This window comes from Streptomyces sp. NPDC059201 (assembly GCF_042754585.1).
Taxonomy (GTDB): Bacteria; Actinomycetota; Actinomycetes; order Streptomycetales; family Streptomycetaceae; genus Streptomyces.
In genome coordinates, this window is sequence record NZ_JBHZBB010000005.1 from 237,429 (window position 1) to 256,453 (window position 19,025).

The following is a 19,025-nucleotide window of genomic DNA, read 5'->3' on the forward strand; positions in this document are numbered from 1 at the left end:
CGTGAAAGTAACGTTCCTGCTCCATGCCGCCGACGTCCTCGGGGACGCCGAGCGCGCGGTGTTCCACCAGGCGTCCGAACTCGCCGCCCGGCACGAGGTCGCCGTCCTCAGCCTCTTCAAGGCCCGCCGCCGCCGGTTCACCCCGGACGACCCTCGGGTCCCCGTCACCTTCCTCGTCGAGGCCGCCGGACCCCGGCAGCGGGCCGTCCGCCCGGACGGCCCCGACGAGACCCTCGCCGCCGCGCTCGCCGCCCGCCCCAGCGACCTCGTCGAACGCCGCTGGGACGAGACCCACAACCGGCTCACCGACATCGAGGCCGAGTACGCGCTCCGCACCCTCGCCGCCGACGTCCTCGTCACCACCACCCCCGGCCTCATGGCGCTCGCCGCCCGCTGCGCCCCCGCCGACACCCTCCTCGTCCACCTCGAACAGCGCGTCTCCCGGGTCGCCGAGGCCACCGCCAACGAACCGCTGCTGCGCCACACCGCGGCCTTCGACGCCGTCGTCCTGGCCGGCCCCCGCTCCCACGAGTGGTACGCGGAGACCTTCGGCGCCGCCGCCCCGCGCCTGCACCACGTCCCGGCCTCCCTGCCGGAGGGCTTCCGCCCCCGCTCCACCCTCCAGACCCGCATCGTCACCCTCGCCGCCCGCCTGGAGGAGAACTCCGGCGTCGAAGCCGCCCTCGCCGCCTGGGCCCGGGTCTCCCCGCTCCACCCCACCTGGACCCTGCGCGTCCTCGGCGACGGACCCCTCGGCGGCGCCCTGCGCCGCCGCCGCGACCAGCTCGGACTCCACGGCACCGTCCAGCTCGTCGGCGAGGCCACCCACCCCGCCGAGGAATGGGCCAAGGCATCCCTCGCCCTCAGCACCAGCCGCTCCGACGCGGTCGGCTTCTCGCTCATGGAGGCCCAGGCCGCCGGCGTCCCGGTCGTCGGCTTCGACAGCCCCGGCATCACCCGCGAACTCGTCGCCGACGGGCGCACGGGCCTCCTCGTCCCCGCCGACGACACCGGACTCCTCGCCGAGCGGCTCCTCCGGCTCATCGAGGACGCGCCGTTCCGCACCGACCTCGGCACCGCCGCCGCCGAGCGCGCCGTCGGCTTCGGCCCCGCCCACGCCACCGCCCGCTGGGAGGAACTGCTCACCGCCCTCGCCGCCGAACGGGCCGCCGGCGGGCGCGCCCGCGCCAGGGCCGCCCGCACCGCCGCCCAGGCCCTCCTCGGCGGCGACGGCGCGGCCCGCGCCGCCAGCGCCGTCCCCCAGGGCACCGCCCGCGACCGCGCCTTCAAGGAGGCCGAGGAGCGGCTGCTGAAGCGCGACCGCGCCCTCGTCCGGGACGGCGGCCAGGTCTGCCGCGTCATCGACGCCGAGACGCCCTTCGACATCGCCCAGGCCAACCTGGCGCTCACCGCCGACGCCCTGGAGGCCGCCGGCGTCCCCTACTTCCTCGTCCGGGACACCAAGATCCGGCACAGCGTGGCCGTGCACGCCGACTACCGGGGCGCCGTCCTCAAGGCCCTCGCCGACCGCTTCCCCGACGGCCCCGTCTACCTGGGCCTCCTCAACGACGCCGACACCACGATGGTCACCACCCTGGCCCAGCAGGCCGCCGACCACGTGAACACCGAGTGCTCCGGCGTCCGGGTCTACACCCCGGTCGTCTCCGCCACCGGCACCCTCCGCCTCGGCGCCACCTACGGCTGCCTCGTCTCCTTCTGGTACCACGACGAGGAGGAACCGCACTTCTTCCTCTCGCCCCGCCGCACCCTCGTCGGACAGCGGGTGCCCCGCGCCTCCATGCGCCGGATGCCGGCCGTCCTCGGCGGACGCGCGTACCCCACCGTCGAGCCGTACACCCACACCCTCCACCACGACGTGCCCTTCCCGATCGACGCCGTCTACACCTGGGTCGACGGCTCCGACGTGGAGTGGCTGGAGCGCAAGAACGCGGTCCTCGCCTCCATGGGCATCGTCACCGAGGACGCCGCCACCAGCGCCGCCCGCTTCCGCAACCGCGACGAACTGCGCTACTCGCTGCGCTCCCTCGACCTGTACGCCCCCTGGATCCGGAACGTCTACCTGGTCACCGACCGGCAGGTGCCGCCGTGGCTGGACACCTCGCACCCCCGCGTCCGGGTCGTCGACCACACCGAGATCTTCGGCGACGAGGGCGCCCTCCCGACGTACAACTCGCACGCCATCGAGAGCCGGCTGCACCACATCGACGGCCTCGCCGAGCACTTCCTCTACTTCAACGACGACGTGTTCGCCGCCCGCCCGATCCAGCCCTCGCTCTTCTTCCTCGGCAACGGCGCCGCCAAGCACTTCATGTCGTCGAACGCCATCCCCATGGGACCCGCCCTGGACGGCGACGAGTTCAGCCGGATCGCCGCCAAGAACAACCGCGACCTCATCGCCGGCATGTTCGGCCAGACCCTGGTGAACTCCTTCATCCACGCCCCGCACCCGCTGCGCCGCAGCGTGATGACGGACCTGGAGACCCACTTCCCCGACGCCCTCGGCCGCACCGCCCGCAACCGGCTGCGCGACCCCTCGGACGTCTCCGTGGCCTCCTCGCTCCACCACTACTTCGCGTACCACACGGGCCGGAGCGTGCCCGGCCGGATCTCCTCCGGCTTCGTCAACGTCGGCCTGAGCGAGCAGGTCAAGAAGCTCAACGGCCTTCTCGCCTCCCGCCCCCACGACGTCTTCTGCCTCAACGACTTCCACGACGGGGACGTCTCGGAGGACGAGCAGGACGCCACCCTCGCCGCCTTCCTGCCCAGCTACTTCCCCATCGCCAGCCAGTTCGAGACCGGTTCGCCGCGCAACGAACGCTTCCACGCCGGGCGCCTCGCCGCCTGGCCCCTGTGAACCGGAGGCCCCCATGCCCAAGCTCTGCATCCTCGGCGCGTCCGTCGCCAAATCCCGCAAGACCGCCGAAGGCCCGATCGCCGGCTGGGGCCAGTACATGTCCGAATTCCTCGCCCCCGGCTGGGAGGTGCGGAACTTCGCCCGCGACGCGATGACCGCCCGCACCTACTACACGGACCGCTTCGCCACCCTGCTCAACCTCCTCGAACCCGGCGACATCGTCGCCCTCGACTTCGGCGGCGTCGAGCAGCGCATCAACGTCCCCCTCCGCTACCACGGCAAGCGGGAGTTCAAGGAGTTCCTCAAGCTGTACGTGGAGGGCATCCGCGCCCAGGGGGCGGTCCCCGTGCTCCTCACCCCGTGCGCCCGCTGCGCCTTCGACACGCAGGGCCAGGTCTCCGACACCCGCGACGGCTACCCCGAGGTCACCCGGGAGGCCGCCGCCGAGACCGGCGCCGTCTTCGTCGACATGAACGCCCACACCGGCCGGCTGCTCCAGGAACTGGGCCCCGCCCGCGCCAAGCAGTACTACCGCTGGACCGACGCCGGCGAGCACCCGCTCCACCCCGACGGCATGATCGACTCCACCCACTTCAACCACGCGGGCGCCCGCGAGGTGGCCCGGATCCTCGCCTCCGCCCTGGAGCGCAGCCCCGAGATCCCGGCCGGCACCGTCGACCCCGCGACCCTCGCCCCCGGCGAGTACCCGCCGCCCGCGCCCGAGTTCACCGTGGTCAGCCCGGAGAGCGCGCTGTACGCCACCGAACGGGTCGGCACCGCACCGGACTTCACCTCCCCGGCCCCCGACCGCGCCGTCAGCGGGCTCCAGAAGTTCGCCGGCACCGCCGGCCCCGACACCGGCTACCTGCTCTTCTTCGCCCAGGGCACGTACCTCGGCGGCACCGCCGTCAACGAGCAGGGCCGCTTCCTGTGGCGCCGCACCATGGTCTGGCCGGCCGGCGAGCACACCGTGCAGGCCGTCGGCATCGCCCGGACGGGCGGGGTCACCCCGATCGCCTCGCTCCGCTTCGAGGTCCGCGACCACGTCGCCCCGCCGGCCGTCACCGCCCCGAAGAGCGGCGCCTGGGTCAACCCGCGCCCCCGCTTCACCGGCACCGCGGCCCCCGGCGTCACCAAGGTGATGGCCCTGGAGGGCGAGCGGCTGATCGGCGAGGCCACCGTGGCCGAGGACGGCACCTGGAGCTTGCGCCACCCGCACAGCTGGAGGCCCGGCACCTACCGCGTCGAGTTCGTGTCGATCTTCAGCGCCCTGCACTCCACCGCCACCCCGGTCGACATCAAGGTGCTCGGCGTCCCGGAGGACAGCTTCCTGCGCACCTCCGCCGACGCCCGCGAGCGCTGTGCCGAGACCTGCGACCACTACCCCTTCGACGGGCGCTGGTAGTCCGCTTCGCGCCCGGCGACCGGGAAAGGCGGAGGGGCCGGTGGCTGACAGCCGCCGGCCCCTCCTCATGTGTGCGGTCCGTTACGCCGGGACGCTCGCGAGGCCCTGGGCCAGGAAACGCTTGCCGTTGACGCGCTCGGAGACGCCTTCGCGGTCCAGGTACGGGGTGATGCCGCCCAGGTGGAAGGGCCAGCCGGCGCCGGTGATCAGGCAGAGGTCGATGTCCTGCGCCTCGGCGACGACACCCTCCTCCAGCATGAGGCCGATCTCCTGCGCCACCGCGTCGAGGACGCGGTCGCGGACCTGCTGCTCGGTGAGGACGGTGTCGCCCTGCTTGAGCAGCGCGGCGACCTCGGGGTCGAGCTCCGGCTTGAAGCCGTTCTCGGGCTTGTAGACGTAGAAGCCGCGCTTGCCGGCCTCGACGACGGCCTTCAGGTTGGGGGAGACGGTGAAGCGCTCCGGGAATGCGCGGTTCAGGGTCTCGGAGACGTGCAGGCCGATGGCCGGGCCCACGAGCTCCAGGAGGACCAGCGGGGACATCGGCAGGCCCAGCGGCTCGACGGCCTTCTCCGCCGTCTCCACCGAGGTGCCCTCGTCGATGACGTTCTGGATCTCGCCCATGAAGCGGGTCAGGATGCGGTTCACGACGAACGCCGGGGCGTCCTTCGTCAGGACCGCGGTCTTCTTCAGCTTCTTCGCCACGCCGAAGGCGGTGGCGAGGGAGGCGTCGTCGGTCTGCTCGCCCTTGACGATCTCCAGGAGCGGCAGGACGGCGACCGGGTTGAAGAAGTGGAAGCCGACCACGCGCTCCGGGTGCTGGAGCTTGGACGCCATCTCGGAGACCGACAGCGAGGAGGTGTTCGTGGCGAGGATCGCGTGCGCCGGGGCGACCGCCTCGACCTCCGCGAACACCTTCTGCTTGACGGACATCTCCTCGAACACGGCCTCGATGATGAAGTCCGCGTCCGCGAAGCCCTCGGCCTTGTCGAGGACACCGGAGACCAGGCCCTTGAGACGGTTGGCCTTGTCCTGGTTGATGCGGCCCTTGCCGAGCAGCTTCTCGATCTCGCCGTGGACGTAGCCGACGCCCTTGTCCACGCGCTCCTGGTCGATGTCGGTCAGGACGACCGGCACCTCCAGGCGGCGCAGGAAGAGCAGCGCGAGCTGGGAGGCCATCAGGCCGGCGCCGACGACGCCGACCTTGGTGACCGGGCGCGCGAGGGACTTGTCCGGGGCGCCGGCGGGGCGCTTGCCGCGCTTCTGCACCAGGTTGAAGGCGTAGATGCCGGAGCGGAGCTCGCCGCCCATGATCAGGTCCGCGAGGGCCTGGTCCTCGGCGTCGAAGCCCTTCTGGAGGTCGCCGTCCTTGGCGGCCTCGATGATCGCGAGGGCGCGGTAGGCGGCCGGGGCGGCGCCGTGCACCTTGGAGTCGGCGATGGCGCGGCCCTTGGCGACGGCCGCGTCCCAGCCCTCGCCGCGGTCGATCTCCGGGCGCTCGACGGCGACGGAGCCGTTCAGCACGCCGGCGGTCCAGATGAGCGACTGCTCCAGGAAGTCGGCGCCCTCGAAGAGCGCGTCGGCGATGCCGAGCTCGAAGACCTGCTTGCCCTTGAGCTGACGGTTCTGGTTCAGCGAGTTCTCGATGATGACCTGGACGGCCTTCTCGGCGCCGATCAGGTTCGGGAGGATCGCGCAGCCGCCCCAGCCGGGCACCAGGCCGAGGAAGACCTCGGGGAGCGAGAAGGCCGGGAGGGCCTTCGACACGGTGCGGTAGGTGCAGTGCAGACCGACCTCGACGCCGCCGCCCATGGCCGCGCCGTTGTAGTACGCGAAGGTCGGCACGGCGAGCGCGGACAGACGCTTGAAGACGTCGTGGCCACCCTTGCCGATGGCGAGCGCCTCGTCGTGCTTCTTCAGCAGCTCGACGCCCTTGAGGTCGGCGCCGACGGCGAAGATGAACGGCTTGCCGGTGATGCCGGCGGCGACGATCTCACCGTTGGCGGCCTCGGCCTCGACCTGGTCGATCGCCGTGTTCAGGTTGGCGAGGGACTGCGGGCCGAAGGTGGTCGGCTTGGTGTGGTCGAAGCCGTTGTCCAGCGTGATCAGCGCGAACCGGCCCGCACCCGCGGGCAGTTCGAAGTGACGGACGTGGGCCGAGGTCACGACCTCGTCCGGGAAGAGCTCGGCGGCGCCCTTCAGAAGCTCGGCGGTGGTGCTCACTTGCCCTCCCAGTGGGGGTTTTCCCAGATGACCGTCGCGCCCATGCCGAAGCCGACGCACATCGTGTTGAGGCCGTAGCGGACCTCAGGGTGCTCCTCGAACTGGCGGGCCAGCTGCGTCATCAGACGGACGCCGGAGGAGGCGAGCGGGTGACCGTAGGCGATCGCGCCGCCGTACTGGTTCACGCGGGCGTCGTCGTCGGCGATGCCGTAGTGCTCCAGGAAGGCGAGCACCTGGACCGCGAACGCCTCGTTGATCTCGAAGAGGCCGATGTCCTCGATGGACAGGCCGGCCTGGGCGAGGGCCTTCTCGGTCGCCGGGATCGGGCCGTAGCCCATGACCTCCGGCTCGACGCCGGCGAAGGCGTACGAGACGAGGCGCATCTTGACCGGGAGGTTGTTCTCCCGGGCGAAGTCCTCGGAGGCGATGATCGAGGCGGTGGCGCCGTCGTTGAGACCGGCCGCGTTGCCCGCGGTGACGTTGCCGTGGACGCGGAACGGCGTCTTCAGGCCGGCCAACGACTCCAGGGTGGTGCCCGGGCGCATCGGCTCGTCGGCGGTGACCAGGCCCCAGCCGGTCTCCCCGCCCGCCGGGTCGGTGCGGCGCACCGAGATCGGCACCAGGTCCTGCTGGATCTTGCCGTCGGCGTACGCCTTGGCGGCCTTCTCCTGCGAGCGCACGGCGTACTCGTCGGCGCGCAGCTTGGTGATGCTCGGGTAGCGGTCGTGCAGGTTCTCGGCGGTCATGCCCATGAAGAGGGCGGACTCGTCGACCAGCTTCTCGCTGACGAAGCGCGGGTTGGGGTCCACGCCCTCGCCCATGGGGTGGCGGCCCATGTGCTCGACACCGCCGGCGATGACGGCGTCGTAGGCGCCGAAGGCGATGGAGCCGGCGACGCTCGTCACGGCCGTGAGCGCACCGGCGCACATGCGGTCGATGGAGTAGCCGGGCACGGACTGCGGCAGACCGGCCAGGATGCCGGCGGTACGGCCGAGGGTGAGGCCCTGGTCGCCGATCTGGGTCGTCGCGGCGATCGCGACCTCGTCGATCTTCGCCGGGTCGAGGGCCGGGTTGCGGCGCAGCAGCTCCCGGATGGCCTTCACGACGAGGTCGTCGGCGCGGGTCTCGTGGTAGATGCCCTTCGGGCCCGCCTTGCCGAACGGGGTGCGGACGCCGTCGACGAAGACGACGTCCCTGACGGTACGAGGCACGATGGCTCTCCTCCAGGTGCGGGACGGCACTGCTGCGGCGCACACCACTAAGCGTGCGCTTGCTTCCTCCATGCTACTTGTGGGTAACCAGGCTGCCCACCCCTTGGGGGCCAAGCGGTGAAGGTCACATCCGCGCGCAGCCCGAAGCCCCCGACACCGATGGGGTGCCGAGGGCTTCTCGTACGCGGCGGGACACGGGCTCAGCCCTGCGCGCCCATCGCCTCCACCAGCAGCGGAGTCACCAGCCCGACCTGCCAGCGGCGGGCGCCGTGGGCGGTGAGGGCGGCGGCGACGGCGTCCGGGCTCGCGGGGCCGGGCGGCTCCCAGCAGATCCGGCGGACCGTGTCCGGGGTGATCAGGTTCTCCTGCGGCAGGTTCAGCTCCTCGGCGAGCGCCGAGACGCCGGTGCGGGCCGCGGCGAGGCGCGCGGCGGCCGCCGGGTCCTTGTCCGCCCAGGCGCGCGGCGGGGGAGGGCCGGCCGGCTGCTGGCCCGGCTGCGGCAGCTCGTTCTCGGGCAGCGCCCGGGCCCGGTCGATCGCCGCCTGCCACTGCTCCAGCTGGCGCCGGCCCATCCGGTGCCCGAAGCCGGGCAGGGCGGTGAGCGCGGCGAGGTTCACGGGCACGGCGAGCGACGCCTCGACGATCGCCGCGTCGCTCAGCACCTTGCCGGGGGAGACGTCACGCCGCTGGGCGACCCGGTCGCGGGCCGTCCACAGCTCCCGTACGACCGCCATCTGACGGCGGCGGCGCACCTTGTGCATGCCGGAGGTGCGGCGCCAGGGGTCCTTGCGCGGCGGGGCGGGCGGGGCGGTGGCGATGGCCTCGAACTCCTCGTGGGCCCACTCCAGCTTCCCCTGCCGCTCCAGCTCCTTCTCCAGCGCGTCGCGCAGGTCGACGAGGAGCTCGACGTCGAGGGCGGCGTAGCGCAGCCAGGGCTCGGGGAGCGGGCGGGTCGACCAGTCGACGGCCGAGTGGCCCTTCTCCAGGGCGTAGCCGAGGACGGACTCGACCATCGCGCCGAGGCCGACCCGGGGGAAGCCGGCGAGCCGGCCGGCGAGCTCGGTGTCGAAGAGGGAGGAGGGGCGCATGCCTATGTCGCGCAGGCACGGGAGGTCCTGGGTCGCGGCGTGCAGGATCCACTCGGTGCCGTCGAGGGCCTCGCCGAGTCCGGAGAGGTCGGGGCAGCCGACGGGGTCGATCAGGGCGCTGCCCGCGCCTTCGCGGCGGAGCTGGACGAGATAGGCGCGCTGGCCGTAGCGGTAGCCGGACGCGCGCTCGGCGTCGACGGCGACGGGCCCGCGCCCGGCGGCGAAGGCGGCGATCACCTCGGCGAGGGCCGCGTCGTCCTCGACGACCGGCGGGATGCCCTCCCGGGGCTCCAGCAACGGGGTGGGAAGCCCATTCGCAGGGACGTCGTCGTCCGGGGGGCCGCCCCCGGTGGTGCGCAGTGTGGTGTCTGCTGCGGTCTCTTGGGCGTCGGTCACCTGTCAAGGGTATCCGCCGACGGCAAGCGCCTGCCGACGGAACGTTCCGTCGACAGGCGCCGCGTTTCCGTCAGTCCGGTGTCAGTGGATGATCCCGGTCCGCAGGGCGACGGCGACCATGCCGGCCCGGTCGCCGGTGCCCAGCTTGCGGGCGATCCGGGCGAGGTGGCTCTTCACGGTGAGCGCCGAGAGCCCCATGGAGACGCCGATGGCCTTGTTGGACTGGCCCTCGGCGACCAGGCGGAGCACCTCGACCTCACGGCCGGAGAGCTCGCGGTAGCCGCCCGGGTGGCTCGGGGCACCCGGGGGGCGGCGGTGGCCGAGCCGGGCGGCCGCGGCGCCGATGGGCGCGGCGCCGGGGCGCGTCGGGTGGCCGATATTGGTCCTCGTGCCGGTGACGACGTAGCCCTTCACGCCGCCGGCGAGGGCGTTGCGCACCGCGCCGATGTCGTCGGCGGCGGAGAGGGCGAGGCCGTTGGGCCAGCCCGCGGCGCGGGTCTCGGACAGCAGGGTGAGGCCGCTGCCGTCGGGAAGGTGGACGTCGGCCACGCAGATGTCGCGCGGGTTGCCGACGCGGGGACGGGCCTCCGCGATGGACGACGCCTCGATCACGTCCCGTACGCCGAGCGCCCACAGGTGGCGGGTGACGGTGGAGCGGACGCGCGGGTCGGCCACGACGACCATGGCCGTCGGCTTGTTCGGGCGGTAGGCGACCAGGCTAGCGGGCTGCTCGAGCAGAACGGACACTCGGCCTCCTGGGGGGAAGGTGCGGGACGGAGCCGGCTCGGGGAGTAAGCCGGGGGCGAACCCGTGCTCTGAAGGGGTCATTGACTCCTTCGGCAGCAGGGCCGCCCGCCTTTAGGGAAAGATCACGATTTAGTGAGTAACAATTGGGGCAATTCGGACGGGCGATCGATCATCCTACGAGCGGCCCCCGCTCCCTCACCCCCACGGGGGACCCCTGTACGAACGCGAGAAGGGGCCCCGGAGGGCCCCTCACGCACACCGGTCCGGGCCACCCGCCGACGCGGTGCCCGGCGCGTCGCTCAGGCCCCCTGCGGGCCCCGGCGCTGGGGCAGCGAGACGATCCCCGCGCCCGACACCGTCCCCGTCGGACCGGGCGGCCCCGTGGGGCCCGTCGGGCCCGGGGGGTCGGCCGGAGCCGGCGGGAGGCCCGCGATCTGGCACAGCAGATCCGACCACGCCGCCAGGTGCGCCGCCGTGTCCGGCACCCCGCCGAGGCCCTCCCGGGGCGTCCAGGACGCCCGGATCTCGATCTGGGTGGCCGGCCGGCGCTCCGCCAGCCCCCCGAAGTAGTGCGAGCCCGCCATCGTCACCGTCCCGCTGGCCTCCCCGTACGCGAGCCCCCGCGCGTCGAGCGCGCCGGTCAGCCACGACCAGCACACCTCCGGCAGCAGCGGGTCCGCCGCCATCTCCGGCTCCAGCTCCGCCCGCACCAGCGTCACCAGCCGGAAGGTGCCCTTCCACGCCTCGTGCCCCGCCGGGTCGTGCAGCAGCACGAGCCGCCCGTCCGCGAGGGCGTCCTCGCCGTCGACGACCGCCGCCTCCACCGCGTACGCGAACGGCGCGAGCCGCTGCGGCGGCCGGGTCGGCTCGACCTCCATCTCGGACCGCAGCCGTGCCGTCCGCAGGGCGTCCACCGCCCGCCGGAACGCCGTCGGCACCGGGGTCCCCGCCGTACTGTCCGCCTTGTCGCCCGTCCCTCGAATGCCGTCGGAATGATCGGAAAAATGTCCCTGAGCCGCAGCCATGCGGGGAAGAGTAGGCGGAACGGGGCCGCCATGCGGGGAGGGACACCCGCCCGGCACGAGCCGCTTCCGGCCACATGCGAAGATTTGGGCGTGAGTGCCATGGACAGCCCGACGGGCCAGCAGACGAAGCAGCAGTCGCGGACGTACGACTCCGCGTTCCTCAAGGCGTGCCGGCGCGAGCCCGTGCCCCACACCCCGGTCTGGTTCATGCGGCAGGCGGGGCGCTCCCTCCCCGAGTATCTGAAGGTCCGCGAGGGCATCCCCATGCTGGAGTCCTGCATGCGGCCCGAGCTGGTCAAGGAGATCACCCTCCAGCCCGTCCGCCGCCACAAGGTCGACGCCGCGATCTACTTCAGCGACATCGTCGTCCCGCTCAAGGCCATCGGCCTCGACCTCGACATCAAGCCCGGCGTGGGCCCCGTCGTCGCCGACCCGATCCGCACCCGCGCCGACCTCGACCGGCTGCGCGACCTCACCCCGGACGACGTCCACTACGTCACCGAGGCCATCGGCATGCTCACCGAGGAGCTCGGCGACACCCCGCTCATCGGCTTCGCCGGCGCGCCCTTCACCCTCGCCAGCTACCTCGTCGAGGGCGGCCCCTCGCGCAGCCACGAGCGCACCAAGGCGATGATGTACGGCGACCCGCAGCTCTGGGCCGACCTGCTCGACCGCCTCGCCGAGATCACCTCCGCCTTCCTCAAGGTGCAGATCGAGGCCGGCGCCTCCGCGATCCAGCTCTTCGACTCCTGGGTCGGCGCCCTCGCCCCCGCCGACTACCGCCGCTCGGTCCTGCCCGCCTCCGCCAAGGTCTTCGACGCGGTCGCCGGCTACGGCGTCCCGCGCATCCACTTCGGCGTCGGCACCGGCGAGCTCCTCGGCCTCATGGGCGAGGCGGGCGCCGACGTCGTCGGCGTCGACTGGCGCGTCCCGCTCGACGAGGCCGCCCGCCGCGTCGGCCCCGGCAAGGCCCTCCAGGGCAACCTCGACCCCGCCGTCCTCTTCGCCTCGACCGAGGTCGTCCAGGCCAAGACCGACGAGGTCCTGGCCGCCGCGAAGGACCTGGAGGGACACGTCTTCAACCTGGGCCACGGCGTCATGCCGTCCATGGACCCCGACGCCCTCACCCGCCTCGTCGCCCACGTCCACGAGCGCACGGCCGTCTGACGCCACGGGGCCGGCGGTACGGCGGCGGGGTCAGCCCGCCGCCCGTACCGCCGCCACCGCCTTCCGCGCCGCGACCAGCACCGGATCCCACACGGGCGAGAACGGCGGCGCGTACCCCAGGTCCAGCGCCGTCATCTGCTCCACCGTCATCCGGGCCGTCAGCGCCACCGCCGCGACGTCCACCCGCTTCGCCGCGCCCTCCCGGCCGACGATCTGCACCCCCAGCAGCCGGCCGGTCCGCCGCTCGGCCAGCATCTTCACCGTCATCGGCGCCGCCCCCGGGTAGTAGCCCGCCCGGCTCGTCGACTCCACGGTCACGGTCACGAACCGCAGCCCGACCGCCCGGGCGTCCTTCTCCCGCAGCCCGGTCCTGGCGATCTCCAGGTCGCAGACCTTCGACACCGCCGTCCCCACCACCCCGGGGAAGGTCGCGTAGTCGCCGCCCACGTTCGAGCCGATGACCTGACCCTGCTTGTTGGCGTGCGTCCCCAGCGGCACGTGCCGCTCCCGGCCCGACACCAGGTCCAGGACCTCCACGCAGTCCCCGCCCGCCCACACGTTCTCCTGCCCCCGCACCCGCATCGCCAGGTCCGTCAGCAGCCCGCCGTGCGTCCCGAGCGGCAGCCCCGCCGCCTCCGCCAGCGAGGTCTCCGGCACCACACCCGTCCCGAGCACCACGACATCCGCCGGATACTCGTCCGCGTCCGTCGCCACCGCCCGGACCCGGCCGTCGTCGCCCGTGAGGATCTTCGTCACCGGCGCCGAGCCGACCGTACGGATCCCCAGCCCGTCCATCGCCACGTGCACCAGGCGGCCCATGTCCGGGTCGAGCGTGGACATCGGCTGCTCGCCCCGGTTGAGGACCGTCACCTCGTAGCCCCGGTTCAGCAGCGCCTCGGCCATCTCCACGCCGATGTACCCGGCGCCGACGACCACCGCCCGCCGCCCCGCCGTCCCGGCCAGCGAGTCGAGCAGCGCCTGCCCGTCCTCAAGGGTCTGCACCCCGTGCACCCCGGCCGCGTCGATCCCCGGCAGCGGCGGACGGGCCGGGCGCGCCCCGGTCGCGATCACCAGCTTGTCGAACCCCGTCCACGTCTCCGTACCGGCCGCCAGGTCCCTCGCGAGAACCCTCTGCCCGGCCAGATCGATCTCCGTCACCTCGGTCCGGGTCCGCAGGCCGATCCCGCGCGCCCGGTGCTCCTCGGGGGAGCGGGCGATCAGCTCGTCCCGCCCGCCCACGTCGCCGCCGACCCAGTACGGGATGCCGCAGGCCGAGTACGAGGAGAACCGGCCCCGCTCGAAGGCCGTGATCTCCAGCTCCCCGGGCCCCTTGAGCCTGCGCGCCTGCGACGCGGCGGACATGCCCGCCGCGTCGCCGCCGATGACCACCAGTCGTTCGCTCATGCGGCCACGCTACGGGGCCGGGGCCTCCTCGTCCGGCTCCTCGTCGGGCAGCGGCGGCCCGGCCGCGTTCGCGCGGGCCCGCTGCCCCGGTACGCCGGCGGGGACGGGCGCGGGCCGGGGCGCCGGGACGGGCGCGCGGAGCCGGCGGCGCGGGCGCACGACCCACCGCCACACCGCGTACGCCGCCAGCGCCACCACCAGCCACGGCGCGAGCGCCGCGAGGACCACCAGGGTCCAGGCGACCACCGCGACCAGCGCGTTCCAGCCGCCCGAGAGGGCGTCGCCGACCGCCGGACGGCTGTCGTCGGTCACCTCGTCCTCGACGGTGACCCGCTCCTTCTCCTTGAGGTTGAGCGTGATCGTCGCCAGCGAGGTCCGGTCCTTCAGGGACGACTGCTGGGCCAGCAGAGCCTCCAGGTCCGCCTGCCGCCGGCTCAGCTCGCCCTCCAGCGTGACCACGTCGGCCAGTTGCTCCGCCCGGTCCATCAGCGCCCGGACCCGGGCCACGCTCGCCCGCTGGGTGGCGATCCGGCTCTCCACGTCCACGACCTGGTCGGTGACGTCCTCGGCCTGCGCCTCGCGGGCCAGCACCTTCCCGGTGCCGGCCAGCGCGGAGAGGACCTGGTCGTAGCGGTCCTGCGGCACCCGCAGGACTATGTTCGCGTTGTCGTACCGGTCGTCCACGCGCTGGGTCGTCTCCGACTCCACCCGGCCGCCCGCGGCCGCCACCGCCGCCCGCACCCGGTCGGCGGCCGGCGCCACGTGGTCGACCTCCATCGTCAGCGAGGCCGTACGGATCACGTGCTGGACGGCCGGCGCCCTCGACGAGCCCGGCTTCGCGGACGCCGCCGCCGCGTCCCCCTTCGCACCGGCGGAGCCGCCCGAGCCGCCGGTGCCGCCGGTGCCGCCGGTGCTGCCCTCCTGGCGTGCCGCGTCCGGCGCGGCCTCGTCCGCCGCCACCTTGGTCTTGCCGCCGGCCGAGTCCGAGCCCCCGCCCGCGCAGCCCGCCGTCAGCGCCAGCGAGGCGGCGAGCAGCAGCGCCGCCCCCGCTCTCCGCCCGCCCGCCGTGCCGACCGTTCTGGCTGTTCTGACCGTTCTGTTCGACATGCGTACCGAACCCCCCAGGGTCGCCGGAAGTGATGTCCTTATGACGTACGGGACCGGCCCCGGGTTTGCGTCGCGGGGTAGCGATGCGGTCACGTTCCGGCCTCGGAACGGACGGCGGGGGCGATTTGAGAGAGTGGTCCCATGAACGCGGACACCACGGGACCCCACGCCGACCCTCACGCCGTATCTCATGCCGGACCCCACGCCGTATCCCCTGCCGGACCCCACGCCGTCGTCGTCGGCGGTGGCATCACCGGCCTCGCCGCCGCCCTCCGGCTGCTCGCCGCCGGTGCGCGCGTGACCCTCCTGGAGGCCGGCGGCCGGCTCGGCGGCAAGCTGTTCGCCGGGGAGATCGCCGGCGCACCCGTGGACCTCGGCGCCGAGTCCCTGCTCGCCCGCCGCCCCGAGGCCGTCGCCCTCGCCGAGGCCGTCGGCCTCGGCGACCGGCTCCAGCCCCCCGGCACCACCACCGCCTCCGTCTGGTCCCGGGGCCGCCTCGTCCCCATGCCCAAGGGCCACGTCATGGGCGTCCCCGGCGACGCCGGGGCCGTCGCCGGACTCCTCTCCGAGGAGGGCCTGCGCCGGATCGGCCAGGACCTGGAGCTCCCGCCGACCGACATCGGCGACGACACGGCCATCGGCGCGTACGTCGCCGCCCGCATGGGCCGCGAGGTCGTCGACCGGCTCGTCGAACCCCTCCTCGGCGGCGTCTACGCGGGCGACGCGTACAGCATCTCGATGAAGGCGGCCGTCCCCGCGCTCCTGGAGGCCGCCCGCCGCCACCCCACGCTCACCGCCGCCGTCCGCGCCGTGCAGGCGTCCGGCAGCGCCGTGCCCATGGACGTCGCGGGAGCCGCCACCGGCCTCGGCGGAGCCGCCTTCGCGGGCCTCGACGGCGGGATCGGCACCCTCCCCGGCGCCGTCGCCGACGCCGTCCGCGCCGCCGGGGGCACGATCCTCACCGGCACCCCGGCGACCGCCCTGCTCCGCGCCGGGACCGGCTGGCGGGTGGTCACCCCGGAGCGGACCCTCGACGCGGACGCCGTCGTCCTCGCCGCCCCCGCCCCCGTCGCCGCCGGACTCCTCCGCGGCCACGCCCCCGAGGCCGCCGCGCTCCTCGGCGGGATCGACTACGCCTCCATGGCCCTGGTCACGCTCGCCTTCCGCCGCGCGGACCTGCCGGAACTGCCCGGCTCCGGCTTCCTCGTGCCGCCCGTCGACGGACACACCATCAAGGCGTCCACCTTCTCCAGCCAGAAGTGGCGCTGGGTCGGCGAGGCCGCCCCCGAGCTCTTCGTGCTCCGCACCTCCGTCGGCAGGCACGGCGAGGAGACCTGGCTCCACCGCGACGACGAGGACCTCGTCGCCGCCTCCCTCAAGGACCTCGGCGCCGCCGCCGGCCTCGCCGCCAAGCCGGTCGCCACCACCGTCACCCGGTGGAACGGCGGCCTGCCGCAGTACCCCGTCGGGCACCTGGAGCGGGTCGCCCGGGTCCGGGCCGCCCTCGCCGGACTGCCCGGACTGCGCCTCGCCGGGGCCGCGTACGACGGCGTCGGCGTCCCCGCCTGCGTCGCCTCGGCCCACCGCGCGGCGGACGCCGTCGCCGACGAGATCATCGCCACGTCGGAAACGGGGCACCCCGGTGCGGGGCACTCCTCGTGACGGGCGAGAATAGGCGTATGAGTGCGCCCGAAAAGATCCCGAACGCCGGTAAGAAGGCGAAGGACCTCAACGAGGTCATCCGCTACACCCTGTGGTCCGTGTTCAAGCTGCGCGACGTCCTGCCCGCCGACCGAGCCGGTTACGCCGACGAGGTCCAGGAGCTCTTCGACAAGCTGGCGGCGGAGGACGTCACCGTCCGCGGCACGTACGACCTCTCCGGTCTGCGCGCCGACGCCGACGTCATGATCTGGTGGCACGCCGAGACGAGCGACGAGCTCCAGGCGGCGTACAACCTCTTCCGCCGTACGAAGCTGGGCCGCGCCCTGGAGCCGGTCTGGTCGAACATGGCGCTGCACCGCCCCGCCGAGTTCAACAAGTCGCACATCCCGGCGTTCCTCGCCGACGAGACCCCCCGCGACTACGTCTCGGTCTACCCCTTCGTCCGCTCCTACGACTGGTACCTGCTGCCGGACGAGGACCGCCGCCGGATGCTCGCCGACCACGGCAAGATGGCCCGCGGCTACCCGGACGTCCGCGCCAACACCGTCGCCTCCTTCTCGCTCGGCGACTACGAGTGGCTCCTCGCCTTCGAGGCGGACGAGCTGCACCGCATCGTCGACCTCATGCGGCACCTGCGCGCCTCCGAGGCCCGCATGCACGTCCGCGAGGAGGTCCCCTTCTACACCGGCCGCCGCAAGAGCGTCGCGGACCTGGTGGCGGGCCTGGCCTGACGGCCCGTCCCACGACCTGGTGGCGCCCCGGCATCCCGCCGGGGCGTCCGCCCCTCGACCCGGAAGATCAGACGGCGGCCACGCCATGGCCCGCCGCTCCAGCGACACCGGGTCCGGCACCGGGTGCGGCGCGCGCGAGCGCGCCGCACCGGCGTCCCTCCCTCAGCCCGTCCCCTCAGTTCGCTCCGGGGGCCGGCCCAGCGCGGCCCGCAGCTCCGGCTCCAGGACCACCGGTCCCCGGGTGGCCAGCGCGGTGAGCGGGTCCTCCGCCGACAGCCCCGCGAGGAGCCGCTGACCGGCGTGCGAGGCCCACGGGCTGCGCGGATACGAATCCGCCGCCCGCCCGAGCAGCAGACAGAGCCCCGAGGCCGTCAGCGGCAGCACGAACCCGGCGACGACCCGCGCCCGCTCCGCGTCCGGCGCCAGCGGCACCGAGACCGCCCCCAGCGCCAGCGCCAGCAGGAACGCCCCCCGTACCGCCCGCGTCCCGGCCGCGACCTCCCGCCGGCCCGGCGCCGGCACCGCGAGCCCCCGCTCCACCAGACCCTCCTCGATCCGGCGTACGCACGCGGCGGCGGCGACCATCGGACGCAGCCGCGGCACCGGAGCCTGGCCGCCGGGCCCGATCGCGCCGAGCACCGCGCGCTCCAGCTCGTCCCCGTGGCCGGAGCCGTCCACGACCGTGGCCCAGCCGGTGTGCGCGAGCAGCAGCCGCCGGGCCCGGTGCATCGAGACCAGCGTCAGCTCGGTCACCCGCCCCGGCCCGCCGGCGAGGAACGCGGCCTCGTCCAGGGTGAGTTCGGCGTCCCCGGCCGCCCCGCCGCCGTGCCCGCCGGCGGTGATCGCGGCCCGGCAGAGCCGGGCGCAGGCGACGGCGGTCACGGCGCACGCGACGAGGAGGAGGGGGATCCAGACCATGATCGAGTTGTACGACAGGACCGGCCGCCCCGCCACTCGAACGGCTCAGCCGCTGGACCCGCAGGACGAGGACGACGACGAACCGCACGAGGAGGAGGACGAGGAGCCGCACGAGGAGGACGGGGACGAGGAGGAGCAGGACGATCCGCCCGAGCCGCAGCCGGCCCCCGATCCGCAGCTCGATCCCGAGCCCGACCCGGAACCGGAGTCCGAACCCCAGCCGTCCCCGCCGCCCGTCGCCGCGCCCGCGCACCACAGCACGACGGCCGCGGCGGCGGTCGTGTCGGAGGGGTGCGGGGAGGTACGGCCCCGGCCCGTCGGCGCGTACGGCTGGGGCGGCCGCGCCGCGTCCCGCAGCCGCTCCCACAGCTCGCGGTCGGACAGCGCCCGGATCCCGCCGAGGGCCACGGTGTTGACGCCCCCGTAGCCGTACGCCCTCCGGTACGCGGCCAGCGCCTCGACCCCCGCCGGGCTCACCCGGCGGGTGGAGGTGGTGCCGCAGATCAGCGCCGTCACGAAGCAGACGAGGAACAGCGGCAGCACCTTCACGAAGAACGGCACCCCGAAGTCGTAGGGCGACGACGAGAACTCGAAGGCGGTGAGCACCGCCGACACCGGCATCAGCAGGAACGCCGACACGGCGACGCCGACGCACCAGCGGCGCAGGACGCGGCGCGGGCCCGGCACGGTCACGAGGCCGCGCGCGGCGAGACCGTCGCCGATCTCCTGCACCGCCGGGTGCGTCATCACACCGAAGCGCAGGTGGTGCAGGGCGCCGCTCGGGGCGGCCGCGTGGGTGTCGAGCACCGCCCGCTCCACCGGGTCGTGGGCGACCCGGTGGACGACGGCGACGACGCCGGGCCCGCCGATGCGCAGCCGGCCGTCCAGGTGCATCGCGGCGAGCGCCGTGTCGGCGACCCTGCCGGGTCCGCCGCCGAGGAACGCGGCCTCGTAGACGTCCTGGAGCGGGCCGCCGGACCCGCCGCGGCCGCGGCGGGCCAGCACGATGAGCCAGGTGACGGCGGCGGCGCCGGCGAGGTAGAAGACCACAAGGAGGAGGTCCATGCCG

General features: G+C 74.1%; 14 protein-coding genes. 5 read left to right on the top strand and 9 right to left on the bottom strand.

From position 1 onward, the window contains the following. The first annotated feature begins 1 nt into the window (after nt 1). Nucleotides 2–2,875 carry a stealth conserved region 3 domain-containing protein gene (locus ACFXMG_RS19125; protein WP_384901582.1) on the top strand — a complete coding sequence of 958 codons (2,874 nt, stop codon included), beginning with the start codon at nt 2–4 and terminating at the stop codon, nt 2,873–2,875. Nucleotides 2,876–2,888: 13 nt separating this feature from the next. Continuing rightward, a complete protein-coding gene (locus ACFXMG_RS19130; protein WP_383830027.1) occupies nt 2,889–4,280 on the top strand; it encodes a GDSL-type esterase/lipase family protein in 1,392 nt (463 codons plus the stop codon). A gap of 81 nt (nt 4,281–4,361) precedes the next feature. Here ACFXMG_RS19130 and ACFXMG_RS19135 read toward each other — a convergent pair whose 3' ends face one another. From ACFXMG_RS19135 to ACFXMG_RS19155, 5 genes are all read right to left on the bottom strand, one after another. Continuing rightward, a complete protein-coding gene (locus tag ACFXMG_RS19135) occupies nt 4,362–6,500 on the bottom strand; it encodes a 3-hydroxyacyl-CoA dehydrogenase NAD-binding domain-containing protein (RefSeq protein WP_383830024.1) in 2,139 nt (712 codons plus the stop codon). Further along, nucleotides 6,497–7,711, bottom strand: coding sequence for a thiolase family protein (locus tag ACFXMG_RS19140; protein ID WP_383830021.1), 1,215 nt, complete (start codon nt 7,709–7,711; stop codon nt 6,497–6,499). Before ACFXMG_RS19140 ends, ACFXMG_RS19135 begins: the two co-directional genes overlap by 4 nt. A 200-nt stretch (nt 7,712–7,911) precedes the next feature. Next, complete coding sequence (locus ACFXMG_RS19145) at nt 7,912–9,195, bottom strand: HRDC domain-containing protein (RefSeq protein WP_383830018.1); 1,284 nt, start codon at nt 9,193–9,195, stop codon at nt 7,912–7,914. Nucleotides 9,196–9,276: 81 nt separating this feature from the next. Next, nucleotides 9,277–9,942: a response regulator transcription factor gene (locus ACFXMG_RS19150; RefSeq protein WP_015037008.1), complete on the bottom strand. Its 666-nt coding sequence runs from the start codon at nt 9,940–9,942 to the stop codon at nt 9,277–9,279. 299 nt (nt 9,943–10,241) lie between these two features. After that, nucleotides 10,242–10,967 (bottom strand): DUF3000 domain-containing protein, encoded by a 726-nt coding sequence (locus ACFXMG_RS19155; RefSeq protein ID WP_383830015.1) that lies wholly within the window; start codon nt 10,965–10,967, stop codon nt 10,242–10,244. 90 nt (nt 10,968–11,057) lie between these two features. Between ACFXMG_RS19155 and hemE the strand changes: the two genes are divergently transcribed. Continuing rightward, nucleotides 11,058–12,134 (top strand): uroporphyrinogen decarboxylase, encoded by a 1,077-nt coding sequence (gene hemE / locus ACFXMG_RS19160; protein ID WP_383830012.1) that lies wholly within the window; start codon nt 11,058–11,060, stop codon nt 12,132–12,134. A gap of 30 nt (nt 12,135–12,164) precedes the next feature. Here hemE and ACFXMG_RS19165 read toward each other — a convergent pair whose 3' ends face one another. After that, nucleotides 12,165–13,538: an FAD-dependent oxidoreductase gene (locus ACFXMG_RS19165; RefSeq protein WP_383830917.1), complete on the bottom strand. Its 1,374-nt coding sequence runs from the start codon at nt 13,536–13,538 to the stop codon at nt 12,165–12,167. Between the two features lie 9 nt (nt 13,539–13,547). Then, the gene (locus tag ACFXMG_RS19170) at nt 13,548–14,645 is read right to left on the bottom strand and encodes a DUF4349 domain-containing protein (RefSeq protein WP_383830920.1); all 1,098 of its coding nucleotides are present in this window, start codon (nt 14,643–14,645) and stop codon (nt 13,548–13,550) included. Nucleotides 14,646–14,786: 141 nt separating this feature from the next. On the opposite strand from ACFXMG_RS19170, the gene hemG reads away from it, so the two are divergent. Continuing rightward, a complete protein-coding gene (gene hemG / locus ACFXMG_RS19175) occupies nt 14,787–16,307 on the top strand; it encodes a protoporphyrinogen oxidase (protein ID WP_383830923.1) in 1,521 nt (506 codons plus the stop codon). 17 nt (nt 16,308–16,324) lie between these two features. Then, entirely contained in the window at nt 16,325–17,038 is a 714-nt protein-coding gene (gene hemQ, locus ACFXMG_RS19180) for a hydrogen peroxide-dependent heme synthase (protein ID WP_383830926.1), read from the top strand. 162 nt (nt 17,039–17,200) lie between these two features. Here hemQ and ACFXMG_RS19185 read toward each other — a convergent pair whose 3' ends face one another. Continuing rightward, the gene (locus ACFXMG_RS19185; RefSeq protein ID WP_384119702.1) at nt 17,201–17,956 is read right to left on the bottom strand and encodes a TIGR04222 domain-containing membrane protein; all 756 of its coding nucleotides are present in this window, start codon (nt 17,954–17,956) and stop codon (nt 17,201–17,203) included. Between the two features lie 45 nt (nt 17,957–18,001). After that, nucleotides 18,002–19,021 (bottom strand): TIGR04222 domain-containing membrane protein, encoded by a 1,020-nt coding sequence (locus ACFXMG_RS19190; protein WP_383828804.1) that lies wholly within the window; start codon nt 19,019–19,021, stop codon nt 18,002–18,004. Nucleotides 19,022–19,025 lie beyond the last annotated feature (4 nt).